We start from the raw sequence: 17,262 nt of genomic DNA, 5'->3' as shown, positions 1-17,262 counted from the left end.
GTGCCCGCCCCGGGCTGTCGAGGCTCAGCCGCATTCCGAAAACCCGCATTCCGGGCAGACCATGCAGCCCTCGCCCCGTTGCAGCGCATAGGCCCCGCAGGAGGGGCAGGCCTCTGGCGCGGCGGCCCCCGGCGCCACCGGATCGGCCTTCAGGCCAAGCCCTGCGCCCTTGATATAGCCGATTTCGACCAGATGCCGCTCGATCACCCCGCCGATCGCCGCGAGGATCGAGGGGATATATTTCCCCTCCATCCACGCTCCGCCGCGCGGATCGAACACCGCCTTCAGTTCCTCGACCACGAAGCTGACCTCGCCGCCCCGGCGGAACACCGCCGAGATCATCCGCGTCAGCGCCACGGTCCAGGCGAAATGCTCCATGTTCTTCGAGTTGATGAACACCTCGAAGGGCCGCCGCCGGTCTTCGACAATATCGTTGATGGTGATGTAAAGCGCGTGCTCCGAGCCCGGCCATTTCAGCTTGTAGGTCGTGCCTTCCAGCGCCGGGGGCCGGGCGAGCGGCTCGGTGAGCCCCTTCGGCGCCGGTACGGGGGAGGGTGCGACCGACAGCACCGATCCGGTCACCGCATTGGGCCGGTAGGTGGTGCAGCCCTTGCAGCCCATGTCCCAGGCGGCCATGTAGACCTCGCGGAAGGTGTCGAAGGCAATATCCTCGGGCACGTTGATCGTCTTGGAGATCGAACTGTCCACCCACTCCTGCGCCGCCGCCTGCATCCGCACATGGTCGAGCGGCGCCAGCCCCTGCGCATCCACGAACCAGTCGGGCAGGGGAGCGTCGCCCTTCACCTCGCGCCATGTCTGCACCGCGTAATCGGTGACCTCTTCCTCCGTCCGGCTGCCGTCCTTTTGCAGCACCTTGCGGGTGTAGCTCCAGGCAAAGACCGGCTCGATCCCCGAGGACACATTCCCCGCATAAAGCGAAATCGTCCCCGTCGGCGCGATCGAGGTCAGAAGCGCGTTGCGGATGCCATGGGTGCGCACCGCCTCGCGGATGTCCTCGTCCATCTTCCGCATCATCCCGGAGGCCAGATAGGCATCCGCCTCGAACAGCGGGAAGGCCCCTTTCTCCGTCGCCAATTGCACCGAGGCCTGGTAGGCGGCGCGGGCGATCCGGTGCAACCAGAGACCCGCCCTGCGCGCCGCCTCCTCCGACCCATACCGCTCGCCCAGCATCAGGAGTGCATCCGCGAGCCCCGTCACCCCCAGCCCGATCCGCCGCTTCGCCGCCGCCTCCGCCGCCTGCTGCGGCAGCGGAAAGCGCGAGGCGTCGATGGTGTTGTCCATCATCCGCACAGCCACCGCGACCAGATCGTCGAGCGCCGCCAGATCCATCTCCGCCCCCGGTCCGAACGGATCGCGCACCAGCCGCGCAAGGTTGACCGAGCCGAGGAGACAGGCGCCATAGGGCGGCAGGGGCTGTTCGCCGCAGGGGTTGGTGGCGGCGATCGTCTCGGCATAATGCAGGTTGTTCATCGCGTTGATCCGGTCGATGAAGATCACTCCGGGTTCCGCATAATCATAGGTCGCGCGCATGATCCGGTCCCACAGATCGCGCGCGGGCAGGGTGCGCCACACCCTTTCGCCGAACCGCAGATCCCAGTCCGCCCCGGCCTTCACCGCCGCCATGAAGGCATCCGTCACCAGCACCGAAAGGTTGAACATCCGCAGCCGCCCGGCGTCGCGCTTGGCGGCGATGAACTCCTCGATATCGGGATGGTCGCAACGCATCACCGCCATCATCGCGCCGCGCCGCGACCCCGCCGACATGATCGTGCGGCACATCGCATCCCAGACATCCATGAAGCTCAGCGGCCCCGAGGCATCGGCCCCGAGCGTGGTCACCAGCGCCCCCTTCGGCCGGATCGTGCTGAAGTCGTAACCGATGCCGCCGCCCTGCTGCATCGTCAGCGCGGCTTCCTTCAGCGCCTGAAAGATCCCCTCCATGCTGTCCGGAATCGTGCCCATGACGAAGCAGTTGAACAGTGTCACCGCCCGCCCGGTCCCCGCTCCGGCGAGGATTCGCCCCGCGGGCAGGAAGCGGAAATCCTCCAGCGCGGCATAGAAGCGCGGCTCCCATTCCGCCGGGTTCTGCTCCACCGAAGCCAGCGCGCGGGCCACGCGGCGCCAGCTCTCCTCGACCGTCTGGTCGACGGGCGTGCCGTCCGGTTCCTTCAGCCGGTATTTCATGTCCCAGATCTGCCGGGCGATGGGTGTGGAAAAACGGGTCATCTGATCCTCGGGGTGAAGCGGAAAGCCGTCCGGTGCGCCAGATATGGTGTTGAACGTCACGAAAACCACAATAGCGTGTTTACTCTCAAAAACCAGCGTTGCGAGTGTCGCAGGCTGGGCCTAGACTTGGCGCCATGATGAACCTGATCAAACTCTGCGTGGGCGCCGAGCGCGTCGAGGATCTGCTGGACTGGCAGGCGCTGCATTACGGCACCGGCCCGGCGCGGCACCTGACCCGGATGTGGCCGAAGCGCGGCGATGAAATCCTTGAGGGCGGATCGCTCTACTGGGTGTTCAAGGGGGTCGTTCTGGCGCGGCAGCGGATCCTGGCGCTGGAAGAGGCGCTGGCCCCCGACGGCACGCCGCGCTGCGCTATCGTGCTCGACCGCGAGGTGGTGCGGACCGAGGCGCAGCCGCGCCGCCCGTTCCAGGGCTGGCGCTACCTCACGCCCGAAGACGCGCCCCCGGACCTGCGCAAGGGGCGCGCGCGCGAAGACACGCTGCCCCGCGAGCTTCAGGCCGCGCTGTCCGAGATCGGCCTGCGTTAGCGCAGGATCGGCGGCTTTTCGGGGTCCATGCCGGGGCCGACATGGACATGCTGCACGTCCTCTTCGGGCACTTCGGGCAGATGCAGCACCAGCGCCTTTTCCAGAAGAACCTGCGCCGCCGGGTCTTCGGCGGTCAGGAAGGTCACATCCATCTCCCCGGCCTCCAGCCCGGAGAAGGTCAGCGCCTCGTGCATCGCCTTGGCCACGCCGGGCTGCGCCGTTTCCGGCACGCCGATCAGCGCCAGCACATGGCCGCGCCGCCCGTCCTCATAGGTCACCCCACCCAGCAGCGCCTGCGCGAGCAGGCCGGCGAGCTGGTCGAATTTCGCCTCGAACGCCGGGAGCAGCAGCGCCAGCACTGCGGGCGGCAGGGCGGGGGCGTCGAAGGCCACCGGCCGGGCTTCGGCCCGTTCCGGGGTATGGGTCAGCGTGTGGGTCAGCCATTCCAGCGCCTCGGGCGGCAGCAGCATCGCCGAATCGGCCACGCCCAGGTTGATCCCCAGCCCGACGCCTTCGCCCGCCAGCGTCTGCGCGATCACCCGCCCGGGCAGGGCGGCATAGGGCGCGGGGGCGTCGCTGAACTCGGCCAGACGTTCCTCAAGGTCGAAGGCCAGGACGAAATCACCCTCTTCCGTCTCGAACACCTGCGGGATGATGTCATTGTCCTCGTCCGGCTCGTGTTCGAGCAGCAGGAACAGTTCCGCATCCGCCAGCCGGTCATAGACCGCGAGGCGCAGGGCCTCGTTCTCCGGATCGGCTTCCATCGCGGCATGGGCGCGGTCGTATGGCGTCATAGAACCTCCTTCACCCGGGCGCGCAGGGCGGGCAACAGCTCTGCCCCGAACCATGGGTTGCGTTTCAGCCATGCCGTATTGCGCCACGACGGATGTGGCAAGGGGAAGACGGCAGGCGCATGGGCGCGCCAATCCGCCACCGCCTGCGTCACGTTGCGCGTGCCCAGATGCCAGCGTTGCGCCGCGCCCCCCACCAGCAGCGTCAGATCCATCGGCCCGAGCAGGTCCAGCACCCGCGCCCGCCATGTTGTGGCACAAACGGGCGGCGGCGGCAGGTCCGACCCCTTCGCGTCATAGCCCGGAAAACAGAAGGCCATCGGCACGATCGCCACGCGCGACAGGTCATAGAACGTCTCCGTGCCGATCCCCATCCAGTCGCGCAGCCGGTCGCCCGAAGGATCGGTGAAGGGCCGCCCCGAGGCATGGACCCGCGCACCCGGCGCCTGCCCGACGATCAGCACCCGCGCGCCGGGCCGGAACCAGACCACGGGCCGGGGCGCATGGTGAGTCGCCGTCGCGGCGAACCGGTCGGCGCAGATCCGGCAATTGCGGATTTCGCGCATCAGCCCGGGCGTGCTGTGAGACATCTGTTTCATGCCATCTGGTGAAACTGCGGATTGCGGCGGTATATTTGCCTGATTGGACATAATGCTGCCCGAATGAATGCGTAAGGGCATGGGTATCGTCAACATGTGGCGCGGGAAGCCTTCGATTGTGGCATCGGGTATTGAATTCGTAAACGTCAGCAAGTCATTCTGGACGGGCAAGCAGCGCAAGGTCATCCTGGACCGTGCGAACTTCCGGGTGGAACTCGGGCAGTCGCTGGGGATCCTGGCGCCGAACGGCTCGGGCAAGACCACGATCGTCAACATGATGGCGGGGCTGGAGAAGCCCGACGAAGGCGAGATTCGCAAGGCCTGCCGGATCTCCTTCCCGCTCGGCTTCATGGGCGGGGTCGTGCCGCGCCATTCGGCGCGCGAAAATGCCCGCTACATCGCGCGGCTCTACGGGCTGGATCCGGATTATGTCGAGGCCTTCTGTCGCTGGCTGTGCGACCTGAAGGAATATTTCGACATGCCGGTGGGCACTTACAGCGCGGGGATGCGGGCGCGGTTCACATTTGCGCTGCTGCTGGCGCTGGATTTCGACATCTACCTGATCGACGAGGGGATGCCCTCGACCACCGATGTCGCCTTCAACCGCCGCGCGGGGCAGATCCTGCACGAACGGCTGATGTCCTCGACCGTCGTCATCGTCTCGCATCAGGCTTCGACGCTGGAAAAATTCTGCCGCTCGGCCGCCGTCCTGCGTGATGGGCAACTCTACATGTTCGACACTCTCGAAGAAGCGAAACGGATGTATGACTACAGCTCCTAAGGCCACGCGCTACCGCATTCGTCGGGTTCCGATCCAGCCCGCGGCCCCCGAACCGGCTGCTGCCGCGCCGTCGGAAGACGGTTTCGATCCCGCTGTCTTCACGCCCGTCGATGCGGCACCCAGCGGCTGGCAACTCCGGCTGGCCCGCCGGATCGCGCGCAAGCACGGCATCGAGGTGGCGACCGACGCGGAGGCGGTGGCCGAACTGCGCGCGCGCGGCATCGACCCGTTCGACCGGGCGCAGCTTCTGTCGTTCGAGGGCGTGCCGGAGGGCAAGGCCCCGGCCGGGAGCGCGAACGAATCGGCCCCTCCGCTGCCGGTGGCGGGTACCGCACGCAAACATGCACAGGTGCCGCAGGTCGGCCGGACCGTGCCGCCGCCCGCGCCGCCGCTGAACGAGGCCGAGCGCGTGCGCGAGATCATGCGCATCCAGCAGGACATCGCACAGCGGCGCCGGCGCAAGCTGCTGTTCCTGTTCGCGCGGCTGGCGTTCTTCGTGCTGCTGCCGACACTGGTGACGGGGTGGTATTATTTCGCGGTCGCGACGCCGATGTTCGCGACGAAATCCGAATTCGTGATCCAGAAGGCGGAGGGAGTCGGGTCGTCCGGGGGTGGTCTGGGCGGGCTGTTCGCAGGCACGCAACTGGGCAGCAATCAGGATTCGATCACGGTGCAGAGCTATCTGCAATCGCGCGATGCGATGCTGAAGCTCGATGCGGAACACGGGTTCAAGGCGCATTTCCAGCAGCCTGTTATCGACAGGCTACAGCGGCTGCCGTCCGATAGCAGCAACGAACAGGCTTACAAGCTGTATCAGCGCAATGTGAAGATCGGCTACGACCCGTCCGAAGGCGTGATCCGGATGGAAGTGATCGCCGCCGATCCCGAGACCTCGAAGCAGTTTTCTCAGGCGTTGATCTCCTATGCCGAACAGCAGGTCGACCGGCTGACCTCGCGGCTGCGCGAAGACCAGATGCGGGGCGCGCGCGAAAGCTATGAGGATGCCGAGGCGAAGGTGATCGCCGCGCAGGACAGGGTGCTGCAATTGCAGCAGAAGGTCGGCGTGCTGGATCCGGTCAGCGAAAACAGCCTGGTGATGGAGCAGATCGCGACGTTGCAGACCCAGCTTCAGGCAAAACGTCTGGAACTGAACCAGCTTCTGGACAACTCCGCCCCGAACGCAGCCCGGGTGCAGGGGGCGCGCGGCGATATCGCGCGGCTGGAGCAGTCCATCGCCGGGCTGCGGCAACAGTTGACGACGGCGACGGATGGCACGACCTCTCTGGCCGCCGTCACCGGGCAGTTGCGCATCGCCGAGGCCGATCTGGAAACGCGTCAGGGCCTGCTCGCGGCGGCGGCGCAGCAGATGGAGGCATCGCGGATCGAAGCGAACAAGCAGGTCCGTTTCCTGGAGACCGGCGTCCGCCCGATCGCCCCGGATGAGGCCACCTATCCACGCGCTTTTGAATATACGCTGCTGGCCTTCCTGATCTTCTCCGGCATATATCTCATGCTGTCGCTGACCGTTTCGATCCTGCGCGAGCAGGTGTCGAGCTGAGCCCCGCAGGGAGATGACCATGAAGAACGTGCAGATCGGCGGCCTGACCGTCGGCAACGACCGCCCGCTGACGCTGATCGCCGGCCCGTGCCAGTTGGAAACGCTGGACCATGCGCTGATGATCGCCGAGACGATGGCGCGGGTCTGCGCGGCGAACGGCACGCAATATGTCTTCAAGGCCAGCTACGACAAGGCCAACCGCACCAGCCTGAAGGGCCGCCGTGGCGTGGGGATGGAGGACGGGCTGCGGATGCTCGAAACCGTGCGGGAGCGGATCGGCTGCCCGGTCCTGACCGATGTGCATGACATCGAACAGGCCCGCGCGGCGGGGGCGGTGGTGGATGTGATCCAGATCCCCGCCTTCCTGTGCCGCCAGACCGATCTGCTGCTGGCCGCGGGCGAAACCGGCTGCGTGGTGAATGTGAAGAAGGGGCAGTTCCTGGCGCCCTGGGACATGCCCAATGTGGCGGACAAGATCGCCGCGACCGGCAACGAAAAGATCCTGCTGACGGAGCGTGGCGTGACCTTCGGCTATAATACGCTGGTCGCCGATATGCGCGCGCTGCCGATCATGATGCAGACCGGCTATCCGGTGATCATGGATGCCACCCATTCGGTGCAGCAGCCGGGCGGGCAGGGTGGTTCCTCGGGCGGGCAGCGCGAATTCGCGCCGCTGATGGCGCGCACGGCCGTGAGCATGGGCATCGCCGGGGTCTTCATGGAGACGCATCAGGATCCGGACAACGCGCCCTCGGACGGGCCGAACATGGTGCGATTGGAGAATATGCCGAAGCTGATCGCCTCGCTGATGCAGTTCGACGCGCTGGCGAAGGCGGATCCGTTCCGGCTGTGATTCTCCCCGCGTGTGCGGAAGGGGCCATGCCGCCCCCTGTGCACGGGGTGGATCGTTGCGGATCCTTGACGAGCCCACGCGTTGGGGCGGCCCTCCCGCGCGCAATGTGACCGCAACGTATTCTACCCGGGTCAGGCCCAGCGGCCCCCGCGCGGAGCGAACTGTGCTGGGTACAGGTTTCTGTTGGCTGAGGTCGGCTGCCCCCCGCGCGCGGAGCGAATGACGCGGCCGTTTCCCGGATCCCGCTGCGGCTCGTCTTGCTTGCGCGCTGACGGAGTGGGGGCCGTGCCGAGATAGGCCCCTGTTTGTGCGGTGGGGTAAGGGCCGCCGAAATAACGCCCCCTGTTTTCGCTGGGGGCGGCAGGTTCCCGACGATCAGGTTGGCCCGTTGCACCCATGTTTGGGCGGGGGGCGAGGGTCTTGTCCCGGTGCTGGGGAAGGCGACAATCCCCACCCGGGCGAGGGGGCCGCAGGCGGGGCCTGAGGCGAACCGATCAGTTGGACAGTTGCCCTTCCGCCGTGAGCAGGGTCTTGCCGCCGAGATAGGGCGCCAGCACCTCGGGCAGCCGGACGGAGCCATCCGCCTGCTGGCCGTTCTCCAGCACCGCGATCAGGCAGCGCCCGACCGCAAGGCCCGAGCCGTTCAGCGTCGCGACGAACTCCGGCTTCCCGCCCGCAGCGGGCTTGTAGCGCCCGTTCATTCGCCGCGCCTGGAACTGGCCGCAGGTCGAGACCGAGGAAATCTCGCGGTAGGTGTCCTGCCCGGGCAGCCAGACTTCGAGGTCATAGGTCTTCTGCGCGCCAAAGCCCATGTCGCCGGTGCACAGCACGATCCGGCGATAGGGCAGGCCGAGCTTTTCCAGCACGTCTTCGGCGCATTTCACCATCCGTTCATGTTCGGCGATCGCGTCCTCGGGGCGGCAGAGGGTGACCATTTCCACCTTCTCGAACTGGTGCTGGCGCAGCATGCCCGCCGTGTCCTTGCCCGCCGAACCGGCCTCGGAGCGGAAACAGTTGGTGTGTGCGGTCATCCGGGCGGGCAGGGCGGCTTCGTCCCAGACCTCGCCGGCGATGAAATTGGTCAGCGTGACTTCGGCGGTCGGGATCATCCACCAGCCATTGGTCGTGGCATAGCTGTCTTCGGCGAATTTCGGCAGCTGCCCGGTGCCAAGCATGGTTTCGGGCAGGACCAGCACCGGGGTGATCGCCTCGGTCAGGCCGTGGTCGTTCACATGCAGGTCCAGCATGAACTGCGCCAGCGCCCGGTGGAGGCGCGCGACAGCGCCCTTCAGCACCACGAAACGCGCCCCCGACAGCTTCGCCGCCATGGCGAAATCCATCCCCCCCTGCACCGCCGGAAGCTGGTAATGCTCAACCGGCTTGAAATCGAAGGCGCGCGGCGTGCCCCAGCGGTGGATCTCGACGTTACCGGCCTCATCCGCGCCATCGGGCACATCGTCGAGCGGGGTGTTCGGAACCCATAGCAGCTTGTCGCGCAGATCGGCATCCAGTTGCCCGGCCTTGGCCTGCATCGTGGCAACCTGCGTCTTTTTCACCGCCACCAGGGCGCGCAGCCGCTCGAATTCGGCCTCGTCGCCCTTGGCCTTGGCGGCGCCGACGAGCTTCGAGGCGGCGTTCTGCTCCGCCTGCGCGGTTTCGGCCTGATGGATCGCGGCGCGGCGCTCTTCGTCCAGCGACAGGATCTCCGACGACAGCGGCGCAAGTCCACGGCGCGCGAGGGCGGCATCGAACTGGGCGGGGTTTTCGCGGATCGCGCGGATGTCGTGCATGGGATCACCTCTCTTGCTTGCCTTCGCGTTTATCGCTTTGGCGCGGCGCGCGAAAGCCCCTCGCGGCGCTTGCGCTGCGGGGCCTGCCGGGTTGGATAAAACATTTCTAAAATGGAATTCGAAATGCGTCTCGTCGCGGCTCCTGCCTGTGCGTGCGGGGAGCCTTCCTCGCGATGCCCGCCGAGGGGACCGGCTGGAAGGCCGTCTACGGTCAGGCCGGGGTCCGCGATTCGATCCCGGCGGAGGTCGGGGTATCATCCGCGACAGGGGCAAGACCGCGAATAAACTGTTGCTCCGCCTCGGGCGGGCCGCGGTGTCGATCATCGGCATCGCGATCGGCTGGCGCGAAGGCCTTGTCGTGGTGAGCGTGGGACTTGGATTGGTGTAAAGCCGCCGCCTGTCGTGATGCAGCGCCCGAAGGGGCGCGGGTGATGACCCCGGTCCGGGCCGCTGACGGTCTTCCGCAGCTAGTCGGCGTGGCCGAAGACATCCATGTGGATGATGACATCCGCCTGCGGGATCGCCGCCATGATGCGCCGTTTCAGGTTGTGCGCGATGGCATGGGCTTCGGTGAGCGTCTGGCCGCCGTCCAGTTCGATATGCACCTGCACGAAGGTCATCGTCCCGGCGGTGCGGGTGCGCAGGTCGTGGAAGGCGCGTACGCCGGGGGTGTCGCGGGTGATCTCGGCGATCCGAGCCAGTTCCTCATCGGGCACGGAACGGTTCATCAGCGCGTGCCAGGCGCTGGTGCCGATGCCGATCGCGCCCCGGATCATGATCAGCGCGGCGATGATGGCGACGATGCTGTCCACCCGGCTCCAGCCGAACCAGCCCGACAGGAACAGCGCCAGCACCGCGCCCAGCGTGGGCAGCAGGTCGCCGATGTAATGCAGCCGGTCCGCCGCCACGACCTTGTTGCCGGTCGCGCCGCTGACCCGCCCCTGCCAAGCCACCAGCGCCAGCGTGAGCACGGCCGAGATCAGCATGATCGCCACGCCGAGCCCCTCGTCGCTCAGCCGCTCCGGAAGGGGCCTGATCAGCCGAAGGACGCCCGACCACAGGATCGCGCAGCCCGAGGCGAAGACGAACAGCGCCTGCCCGAGCGAGGTCAGATCCTCGACCGCGGTATGGCCGAAGGCATGGTCTTCGTCCGCCGGACGCGAGGCATAGACGATCGCCCCCAGCCCGGCGAGCGAGATCAGCAGGTCCATCGCGCTATCGGCCAGCGAGGCGGCGATCGACAGCGCCCCCGTCGTCCACAGCGCCCAGAGCTTCAGCCCGACCAGCGTCGTCGAGACCAGCACAGACGCAAGCCCCGCCGACAGGTTCAGCCGGAGTTGGGAATCAATCTTGGGCATCGGCACTGTCCTGGGCGGATTCGGGCCCTGTCCTTAGCGCCGTTCCCGCACCTAGTCACGGGTTTCGTTCGGCTCCACGCCCCAGATCCGCGTCTTCTCGACCCAGCCATCGGCGTCGCTGGAACTGATCTCGCACCAGTCGATGTTGCATTTCCCGAGCTTCGCGATCGCACCCGCCTCGGCCAGCGCGGTGACGGGGGATTTCGGATCGGGGCGGCTGTAGATCTGCGTCATGTCCTCGTCCAGGATCACCGTGCGCACCCCGGACAGCAGCGAATAATGCACCCAGCCGCTGGCGCCGTCGCGGTCCTCGACCCGGCGCCAGTTGCCGAACTCGGCCGTTATCCGCAGTGGCATCCCGGCATGTTTGAACACCCAGTCGATCCGATGGCTGAGCGAGGGGCCGCGCCGGGCGTTGCCCTCGGACCCTTTCAGCGAGACATAGCGCGGCAGCGGCAGGTTGGTCACCGGCCCGCGCCCCTTCTGGTTCGCCAGCGCCATCGACATGTCGAGATCCGTGGGCGGCTGGGCGTCCTCGTCGTCTTCCTGCGCGAAGGCACCCCCGGACAGCGCCAGAAGGACAAGCCCACAGGCCAGCATGCGCCGCAGCGCGGAGATGTGTGCGCAACAAAATTGCGTCGGCATTTCTAATTTCGCCATTTCTGCTCTTTCAGGCCCTTGTGTCTGGGCTCTTTGGGCCTCACTTTGCACCCGGGATCAGTCTATTGGAAGAGAGGAGAGCGCCCCATGTCCGCACCGCGGCTGAATGTTGTCGTGACGCGACGGTTGCCCGAGGTCGTCGAGACCCGGATGAAGGAGCTTTTCGACGTCGAATTGCGCGAAACCGACGCTCCCATGACCCGCGATCAACTGGTTTCGGCCATGGCGCGGGCCGATGTGCTGGTGCCGACGATCACCGATCACATTGACGCGAACATGCTGGCGCAGGCGGGGGAGCGGCTGCGCCTGATCGCGAATTACGGCGCGGGGGTGGATCATATCGACATCGCCTCGGCACGCCAGCGCGGCGTTCTGGTCTCGAACACGCCGGGCGTGACCACGGATGACACCGCCGATATGGCGATGGCGCTGATCCTCGCGGTGACACGGCGGATCCCCGAGGGGCTGGCCCTGATGCAGTCGGGCGAATGGACCGGCTGGGCGCCGACGGCGCTTCTGGGCGGGCGGATCGGTGGGCGGCGTCTGGGGATTCTGGGCATGGGGCGGATCGGGCAGGCGCTGGCCCGTCGCGCGCATGCCTTCGGGATGCAGATCCATTACCACAACCGCCGCCGCCTGCGGCCGGAGATCGAGCAGCCGCTGGAGGCGACCTATTGGGAGAGCCTCGACCAGATGATCGCCCGGATGGACGTGATTTCGGTGAACTGCCCGCATACGCCCTCGACGTTCCATCTGCTGAATGCGCGGCGGCTGAAGATGCTGCGGCCCTCGGCGGTGGTGGTGAATACCTCGCGCGGCGAGGTGATCGACGAGAACGCCCTGACCCGGATGCTGCGCGCGGGCGAGATCGCGGGCGCCGGGCTCGATGTGTTCGAGGGCCGGCACGAGATCAACCCGCGCCTGCGTGCCCTGCCGAATGTGGTGCTGTTGCCGCATATGGGATCGGCCACGATCGAGGGCCGCACCGAGATGGGCGAGAAGGTCATCATCAACATCAAGACCTTCGCCGATGGGCACCGGCCGCCGGATCTGGTCGTGCCGGGCGCGGTCTGAGCGGAAGGGCCGTGGCGGGGGAACCGCCACGGCCTTCAGGTCACTGCTTGTATTCGGGCAGCGCCTTCAATTCGTCCTCGGTCGCCGCGACCCGGAGCGTGATGGCGTCGCCCTCGCGGGTGAGCGTCACCTGAGCGGGGGTGAGCGCCACGGGTTTCGCGCCCATCCCGAGGAAGCCGCCGACATCGACCACGATCTGCGACACGCTGGCATCCGCGCCCATTACCACGTCGCTGACATCGCCGATTTTCTTATCGTCAAGCCCGATCACGGACTTGCCCTTCAGCTCGTCTGCGGTCACCCCCGCCCAGGCGCCGGGCAGGGCGGGCTCCGTGGTCGCGGGGGGCGTGGCGGGCACCGTCGTCGTCTGGGCGGCCAGCGGCAGCGCAAGCATCAGGCCGGTGGCGGTCGTGATGAGAAGCGTTTTCATAGTGTCCTCCTGAGTCGTTTTGCTGTGTCCGGGGCCGTGCCACCCCGTCGGACACATCCCCAACCACCAGATCCGCCCTGCGTTCCGCCGGGGGCGATCAACAAGGTTTGTTCTCACCGGCGGGAACCCGCCTGCGGCTTCTGGCTGGCCTCGGCCCGAAGGCCGGCCCCACCGGCACGGATCTGGCCCGCAATCGGCTGGCGTGTCGATCGCCTGTCACCTGAGAAGGGCGGGGCGGCACCCGGGTTGCGCAACATGTGGCGGGCTGGGCCATGTGGAGGCCGGGATCCGGTGCGGGAATCGGAGGGACAGTCCGGATCCGCATCGACGGATGAGAAAGGGGGCCGATGGCCCCCTTCTTACTGCCTGCGGGCGGCGAGCCAGGCCCGCCAGACATCGGTCGATCCGGCAAAGGCATTGATGTCGGCGATCCCGCCCACGCCGCGCACGACGCCGGTGCCCGTCCATTGCCAGAAGCTCCAGCGCTCGCCCGGATAACGGGCGGTCGGATGGTTCGCGGTCGAACGCAGCCAGAATTCCACCCCCGGCAGGCGGCCAAGCGCATTGTCCGCATAGAAGTCCGGCGTGGTGTAGATGATCGCCCGGGTGCCGTAATATGCCTCGACGATGCGGACATATTCCATGATCTCGTTGCGCACGGTGGCCGGATCGGGGAAGCGGCGGCAGGTCTTCGACTGGTGGTTCCATTCGATGTCCAGAACCGGCGGCAGGTCGCCCTTCACCCGCGGCACGTTCTGGATATACCAGTTCGCCTGTTCGCGCGGCGTGCGGCAGAAGTAATAGAAGTGATAGGCCCCCACCGGCACCCCCGCCGCGCGCGCGAGCGGCGCATTCGCGGCATAGCCCGGATCAACGTAATTCCCGCCTTCGGTGGCCTTGAGCCAGGCGAAGTTGACGCCGCCCGCGCGGGCCTCGAACCAGTTGATCCGGCCCTGATAGCGCGCCGCGTCGATGCCGTGGATCGGCAGCATGGCGGGCGAGACATTGGCCCATGTATGCGGCCGGGTATCGCCGAACTGCGCCGGCACGCCCGGGGCGCGGTAATCGGTCGGGTTCATCAGCTTGGGCGCCATCAGCGTCCCGCGCTTTGGCCCGGGTTTGCCCCCGCCACAGGCCGCCAGTGCCGCCAGCAGCACCGCCATTACCAGAACCTTCGTCTTGCGCATCGTAACACCCCTTGAGTTCGCGCGCAAAATCCCGCAAATCCGCGCCGATGTCACGGGGGGATCAGGGCTGCGGCGCCGCAAGTTCGTCCCAGCAGGCCAGCGCATGGGCCGCATACATCATCCCCGGCCCGCCGCTCATCTGCATCGCCATGCCCAGCACATCGCCCAGTTCCGCGCGCGTGCCGCCCGCTTTCATCAGCGCCTCGGCATGGAACGTGATGCAGGGTTCGCAGCGCAGCACGATCGCCATGCCGAGCGCGACCAGTTCCTTGTCCTTCATGCTCAGCGGGCCGGTTTCCTTCACCGCCTTCGACAGCGCACCGAAGCCGCCCATCGTGGCGGGGATCGTGCGGTTCATTTCCCGCAGCTCGCCGCGCATCGACTCGATCTTTTGCTTGTAGGACATGATGATTCTCCCGGGGCGACCTGCCCCGGGGCGTCTTCTAGCAAACAAATTCACGAATAGGAATGTTTTATCCGAAACGTGCCGGAGCCAGCGCGGCGACGATTTCCGGATCCGGTTCGGGCGCCGTGCCCCCGGCCAGCGCCGCGACAAGTTGCGCCAGCGCCGGGGCGGTCTGAAAGCCGTATCCGCCCTGTCCTGCCAGCCAGAAGAACCCCGGCGCGGCCCGGTCGAACCCCACCACCGGCGTGCGGTCGGGGGCAAAGGTGCGCAGGCCCGCCCAATTCGCCAGAAGCCGCGTGACCGGCGCCGTCACCGCCTCCTGATAGCGGGCGAGGCCCTCGGCCAGCACCATGTCATCGGCCCAGGCATCCATCGGCTCGACCGGATCCTCTTCGGCGGGAGAGACGATCAGCGCCCCGGCATCGGGTTTCATGTACCAGTCCTCGGCGCCGCCGATCAGCATCGGCCAGCGGCTGACATCCAGCCCTTCAGGCGCCGGGATCCGCGCCATCGACCGGCGCATCGGCTGAAGCCCGACCGGCGCCACCCCGGCCAGCGCGGCGATCCGGTCGGCCCAGGCCCCGGCGGCGTTGATGACGACCCGCGCGCGATGGGTCTCGCCCGCCTCGGCCTGCCACAGACCATCGACCCGGCGCAGCGCAGTGACCGGCACCCCGGTCAGCAGCCGCGCCCCGGCGGCACGGGCCTCGCGCTGCCACCGCGCCAGAAGGGCATCCGTGTCGATGTCATGCGCGCTGTCGCCGATTGCGGCATAGGCCACCGTTTCGGGGTTGAGGATCGGCACGATGGCGCGGGCTTCGTCCATGGTGAGTTCGGTCAGGGCCGAAGCGGCCACGTTCCGCGCGAACCGGTCGTGGTTCGCGGCATCATCGACGAACATCACCCCGCGCGGCGTCAGGAACGCCGAAGCGTGGTAAAACGGCCCCGAAGCCTGTGACAGGGCCACGATCGCGCGGTTGCCGTAATGCGGTTCGTAAAGCGCCGCAGAGCGTGCCGAGGCGTGATAGGCCAGTTGCCGCTCCGCCTCCAGCAGGGTGACGGAGCCGAGGGGTGCCAGATGGGCGGCGGCGGAAATCCCCGCGACACCGCCCCCGATGATGAGGAAATCCGTTGTCATGGCCGCATCCTAGGCCCGCGCCGGGGGAAAGGAAAGCGCCGGGCCTTGCGCGCCGGGCCAGCGCTGCTATCCCTTGGGAAACACGTCAGGGAGTTCGACATGACCCGCATTCCGTTTGTTATTGGCGCCGTGGCGCTGTCCGCCTGCACGATGCAGGGCCTGCCCCAGATCGGCGCTCCGGCAGGGAGTACGCCGCGGGCGGAGGACTGGAACAAGCCGGGGACATGCTATGCCGTCGTCTCCAAGGCGGAGGATGGCACCTATACGCTGGCGACCGGGGTGGGCGACGGCAGCGCCGAGCCCGCGGCGGTCCATGCGAAGGGGCTGTCGGCGGCCAAGGTCGATGCGGCGGTGGCGAAGGAAAAGGGGATCATGCAGATCAACCCGGAATGCCTCTCGTCCTATGTCTTCGACCGCGCGGCGGCGGATCCGGCCTCGATGGCGGCGGCGAAGCCTGCTGGCTGAGGGGAGCGGTTTTCCCACAATTCCCGCGTCTCCATAGCGCGGGGATCGGAGAAACTGTCACTTTTGCAACATTCAGGGCATCTGTCCCGTCAGCAGCCGGGGCAGGGGGCCGGACAGGCCCGCCGCCTGCCGCATGAAGGCCCGGCGCAGCGGCCCCACCGCCTGCACGATCCCCATGCCGAGGTCGCGCACCGGGCGCAGCAGCGGATCGTCGTTCGAGAACAGCCGGTTCACCGTATCCATCCCGAGCGCCAGCGCCGTCGCATCGAAGCGGCGCCAGCCCTGATAGCGTTCCAGCACGTCGATGGCGCCGATGTCCTCGCCCCGGCGGGTGGCCTCGATCAGAACTTCCGCCAGCGCGGCGACGTCGCGCAGCCCGAGGTTCAGCCCCTGACCGGCGATCGGATGCACGCCATGCGCCGCATCGCCGACCAGCGCCACCCGGGGCGCGACATAGGCATTCGCCAGCGTCAGGTTCAGCGGATAGGTGAAGCGCGGCCCGGCCAGCGCGATCTGCCCGAGGAAATCGCCGAACCGGGGGCGCAGCACGGCGAGGAAATCGGCGTCCGGCAGGCTCATCAGGGTGCGGGCATTGGCGTCCGTCTCGCTCCAGACGATGGAGGAGCGGTTGCCGGGAAGCGGCAGGATCGCCAGCGGACCGGTGGGCATGAAGAACTGATGCGCGGTGCCGCCATGCGGAAGGTCATGGTCGATGGCGGCGACGACGGCGGTCTGCCCGTAGCCCCAGCCGGTGCGCGAAATACCCGCCCGTTCGGCGGTGCCCGAGCGCCGCCCGTCCGCGCCGATCAGCACGCGGGCCTCGACCTGTTGGCCGTCCGACAGGGTGGCGATGACGCTACCGGGGCCGGACACCTGCGCGGTAACGGCGGTGCCCGGGATCAGGGTCAGGCGGGGGCTGGCCTCCATCGCCGAGAGGAAGGCGCGGTAAAGGAAGCGGTCCTCCAGCATGTAGCCCAGCGGCGGGTGATCGAGTTCGCGCGCGTCGAAATGCAGGAAGAACGGCGCGGGGCCTTCGCCGGGGCGGCCATCGGCGGCCTCGACCGCCATGATCGGCTGGGCCTGCGCGGCGAGGTCGGGCCAGACGCCGATCGCGCCCAGCAGCTTCTGCGAGGCGAGGGCCAGCGCATAGGCGCGCCCGTCGAAGGCATCGGCCGTGCGGGCGCGCGGCGGGCTCGCATCCACCACGGTGACAGTCAGCCCCGCCCGGGCGAGGGCGAGGGCGAGGGCCGGGCCATTCAGGCCGCCGCCGGCGATCAGGACATCGGTTTTCTGCATCATGCCGCAGCATAGGGCGTGACGCGCGGGATTGTCCATGCGCGGCTCTGTCGCTAGCCTGCCTCAACCAACGTCAACGGA

General features: G+C 67.5%; 17 protein-coding genes. 6 read left to right on the top strand and 11 right to left on the bottom strand.

The window, feature by feature from the left end:
* Positions 1 to 24: 24 nt before the first annotated feature.
* Positions 25 to 2,247 carry an adenosylcobalamin-dependent ribonucleoside-diphosphate reductase gene (locus QM789_RS14050; RefSeq protein WP_420352490.1) on the bottom strand — a complete coding sequence of 741 codons (2,223 nt, stop codon included), beginning with the start codon at positions 2,245 to 2,247 and terminating at the stop codon, positions 25 to 27.
* A gap of 137 nt (positions 2,248 to 2,384) precedes the next feature.
* Here QM789_RS14050 and QM789_RS14045 point away from each other — a divergent pair, with 137 nt between their 5' ends.
* Complete coding sequence (locus tag QM789_RS14045; RefSeq protein ID WP_420352489.1) at positions 2,385 to 2,795, top strand: DUF1489 family protein; 411 nt, start codon at positions 2,385 to 2,387, stop codon at positions 2,793 to 2,795.
* Here QM789_RS14045 and QM789_RS14040 read toward each other — a convergent pair.
* Both QM789_RS14040 and QM789_RS14035 read right to left on the bottom strand, forming a co-directional pair.
* The gene (locus QM789_RS14040; protein WP_420352488.1) at positions 2,792 to 3,589 is read right to left on the bottom strand and encodes an SseB family protein; all 798 of its coding nucleotides are present in this window, start codon (positions 3,587 to 3,589) and stop codon (positions 2,792 to 2,794) included. The two genes, QM789_RS14045 and QM789_RS14040, sit on opposite strands and share 4 nt — an antisense overlap.
* Positions 3,586 to 4,185 (bottom strand): uracil-DNA glycosylase family protein, encoded by a 600-nt coding sequence (locus QM789_RS14035; protein WP_420352487.1) that lies wholly within the window; start codon positions 4,183 to 4,185, stop codon positions 3,586 to 3,588. Before QM789_RS14035 ends, QM789_RS14040 begins: the two co-directional genes overlap by 4 nt.
* Before the next feature lie 118 nt (positions 4,186 to 4,303).
* On the opposite strand from QM789_RS14035, the gene QM789_RS14030 reads away from it, so the two are divergent.
* The 3 genes from QM789_RS14030 to kdsA are packed head-to-tail and all read left to right on the top strand — an operon-like array spanning position 4,304 to position 7,377.
* Positions 4,304 to 4,966, top strand: coding sequence for an ABC transporter ATP-binding protein (locus QM789_RS14030; RefSeq protein WP_420352486.1), 663 nt, complete (start codon positions 4,304 to 4,306; stop codon positions 4,964 to 4,966).
* Positions 4,950 to 6,524 carry a capsule biosynthesis protein gene (locus QM789_RS14025; protein ID WP_420352485.1) on the top strand — a complete coding sequence of 525 codons (1,575 nt, stop codon included), beginning with the start codon at positions 4,950 to 4,952 and terminating at the stop codon, positions 6,522 to 6,524. Before QM789_RS14030 ends, QM789_RS14025 begins: the two co-directional genes overlap by 17 nt.
* Before the next feature lie 19 nt (positions 6,525 to 6,543).
* Complete coding sequence (gene kdsA / locus QM789_RS14020; RefSeq protein WP_420352484.1) at positions 6,544 to 7,377, top strand: 3-deoxy-8-phosphooctulonate synthase; 834 nt, start codon at positions 6,544 to 6,546, stop codon at positions 7,375 to 7,377.
* Between the two features lie 494 nt (positions 7,378 to 7,871).
* On the opposite strand, the gene serS is transcribed toward kdsA, so the two are convergent.
* The 3 genes from serS to QM789_RS14005 form a co-directional block, all read right to left on the bottom strand.
* Positions 7,872 to 9,167 (bottom strand): serine--tRNA ligase, encoded by a 1,296-nt coding sequence (gene serS, locus QM789_RS14015; protein WP_420352483.1) that lies wholly within the window; start codon positions 9,165 to 9,167, stop codon positions 7,872 to 7,874.
* Positions 9,168 to 9,634: 467 nt separating this feature from the next.
* On the bottom strand, positions 9,635 to 10,525 hold the full coding sequence (locus tag QM789_RS14010) for a cation diffusion facilitator family transporter (protein ID WP_420352482.1): 891 nt from the start codon (positions 10,523 to 10,525) through the stop codon (positions 9,635 to 9,637).
* A 51-nt stretch (positions 10,526 to 10,576) separates the two neighbouring features.
* The gene (locus tag QM789_RS14005; protein ID WP_420352481.1) at positions 10,577 to 11,170 is read right to left on the bottom strand and encodes an SH3 domain-containing protein; all 594 of its coding nucleotides are present in this window, start codon (positions 11,168 to 11,170) and stop codon (positions 10,577 to 10,579) included.
* A 102-nt stretch (positions 11,171 to 11,272) separates the two neighbouring features.
* Between QM789_RS14005 and QM789_RS14000 the strand changes: the two genes are divergently transcribed.
* On the top strand, positions 11,273 to 12,259 hold the full coding sequence (locus QM789_RS14000) for a 2-hydroxyacid dehydrogenase (RefSeq protein WP_420352480.1): 987 nt from the start codon (positions 11,273 to 11,275) through the stop codon (positions 12,257 to 12,259).
* 40 nt (positions 12,260 to 12,299) lie between these two features.
* On the opposite strand, the gene QM789_RS13995 is transcribed toward QM789_RS14000, so the two are convergent.
* The 4 genes from QM789_RS13995 to QM789_RS13980 form a co-directional block, all read right to left on the bottom strand.
* Positions 12,300 to 12,689 (bottom strand): PRC-barrel domain-containing protein, encoded by a 390-nt coding sequence (locus tag QM789_RS13995; protein ID WP_420352479.1) that lies wholly within the window; start codon positions 12,687 to 12,689, stop codon positions 12,300 to 12,302.
* A 359-nt stretch (positions 12,690 to 13,048) separates the two neighbouring features.
* The gene (locus QM789_RS13990; RefSeq protein WP_420352478.1) at positions 13,049 to 13,876 is read right to left on the bottom strand and encodes a GH25 family lysozyme; all 828 of its coding nucleotides are present in this window, start codon (positions 13,874 to 13,876) and stop codon (positions 13,049 to 13,051) included.
* Positions 13,877 to 13,937: 61 nt separating this feature from the next.
* Positions 13,938 to 14,282, bottom strand: coding sequence for a carboxymuconolactone decarboxylase family protein (locus QM789_RS13985; protein ID WP_420352477.1), 345 nt, complete (start codon positions 14,280 to 14,282; stop codon positions 13,938 to 13,940).
* 67 nt (positions 14,283 to 14,349) lie between these two features.
* On the bottom strand, positions 14,350 to 15,420 hold the full coding sequence (locus tag QM789_RS13980; RefSeq protein WP_420352476.1) for an NAD(P)/FAD-dependent oxidoreductase: 1,071 nt from the start codon (positions 15,418 to 15,420) through the stop codon (positions 14,350 to 14,352).
* A 99-nt stretch (positions 15,421 to 15,519) separates the two neighbouring features.
* On the opposite strand from QM789_RS13980, the gene QM789_RS13975 reads away from it, so the two are divergent.
* Positions 15,520 to 15,885: a hypothetical protein gene (locus QM789_RS13975; protein WP_420352475.1), complete on the top strand. Its 366-nt coding sequence runs from the start codon at positions 15,520 to 15,522 to the stop codon at positions 15,883 to 15,885.
* 72 nt (positions 15,886 to 15,957) lie between these two features.
* Here the strand turns inward: QM789_RS13975 and QM789_RS13970 are convergent, their stop codons facing one another.
* Positions 15,958 to 17,184, bottom strand: coding sequence for a UbiH/UbiF/VisC/COQ6 family ubiquinone biosynthesis hydroxylase (locus QM789_RS13970; protein ID WP_420352474.1), 1,227 nt, complete (start codon positions 17,182 to 17,184; stop codon positions 15,958 to 15,960).
* Positions 17,185 to 17,262 lie beyond the last annotated feature (78 nt).

This window comes from Paenirhodobacter sp. (assembly GCF_047600745.1).
Classification (GTDB): Bacteria; Pseudomonadota; Alphaproteobacteria; order Rhodobacterales; family Rhodobacteraceae; genus Rhodobacter.
This window is presented reverse-complemented; position numbering and strand designations above follow the sequence as displayed.

What these genes read in the sequence shown, in the direction of transcription:
- QM789_RS14050 (WP_420352490.1), bottom strand. Translation starts at nt 2,247, where the DNA reads ATGACCCGTTTTTCCACACCCATCGCCCGGCAGATCTGGGACATGAAA.
- QM789_RS13995 (WP_420352479.1), bottom strand. Translation starts at nt 12,689, where the DNA reads ATGAAAACGCTTCTCATCACGACCGCCACCGGCCTGATGCTTGCGCTG.
- QM789_RS14010 (WP_420352482.1), bottom strand. Translation starts at nt 10,525, where the DNA reads ATGCCCAAGATTGATTCCCAACTCCGGCTGAACCTGTCGGCGGGGCTT.
- QM789_RS14000 (WP_420352480.1), top strand. Translation starts at nt 11,273, where the DNA reads ATGTCCGCACCGCGGCTGAATGTTGTCGTGACGCGACGGTTGCCCGAG.
- serS (WP_420352483.1), bottom strand. Translation starts at nt 9,167, where the DNA reads ATGCACGACATCCGCGCGATCCGCGAAAACCCCGCCCAGTTCGATGCC.
- QM789_RS14005 (WP_420352481.1), bottom strand. Translation starts at nt 11,170, where the DNA reads ATGCCGACGCAATTTTGTTGCGCACACATCTCCGCGCTGCGGCGCATG.
- QM789_RS13985 (WP_420352477.1), bottom strand. Translation starts at nt 14,282, where the DNA reads ATGTCCTACAAGCAAAAGATCGAGTCGATGCGCGGCGAGCTGCGGGAA.
- QM789_RS13970 (WP_420352474.1), bottom strand. Translation starts at nt 17,184, where the DNA reads ATGATGCAGAAAACCGATGTCCTGATCGCCGGCGGCGGCCTGAATGGC.
- QM789_RS14025 (WP_420352485.1), top strand. Translation starts at nt 4,950, where the DNA reads ATGACTACAGCTCCTAAGGCCACGCGCTACCGCATTCGTCGGGTTCCG.
- kdsA (WP_420352484.1), top strand. Translation starts at nt 6,544, where the DNA reads ATGAAGAACGTGCAGATCGGCGGCCTGACCGTCGGCAACGACCGCCCG.
- QM789_RS14035 (WP_420352487.1), bottom strand. Translation starts at nt 4,185, where the DNA reads ATGAAACAGATGTCTCACAGCACGCCCGGGCTGATGCGCGAAATCCGC.
- QM789_RS14040 (WP_420352488.1), bottom strand. Translation starts at nt 3,589, where the DNA reads ATGACGCCATACGACCGCGCCCATGCCGCGATGGAAGCCGATCCGGAG.
- QM789_RS13975 (WP_420352475.1), top strand. Translation starts at nt 15,520, where the DNA reads ATGACCCGCATTCCGTTTGTTATTGGCGCCGTGGCGCTGTCCGCCTGC.
- QM789_RS13980 (WP_420352476.1), bottom strand. Translation starts at nt 15,420, where the DNA reads ATGACAACGGATTTCCTCATCATCGGGGGCGGTGTCGCGGGGATTTCC.
- QM789_RS14045 (WP_420352489.1), top strand. Translation starts at nt 2,385, where the DNA reads ATGAACCTGATCAAACTCTGCGTGGGCGCCGAGCGCGTCGAGGATCTG.
- QM789_RS13990 (WP_420352478.1), bottom strand. Translation starts at nt 13,876, where the DNA reads ATGCGCAAGACGAAGGTTCTGGTAATGGCGGTGCTGCTGGCGGCACTG.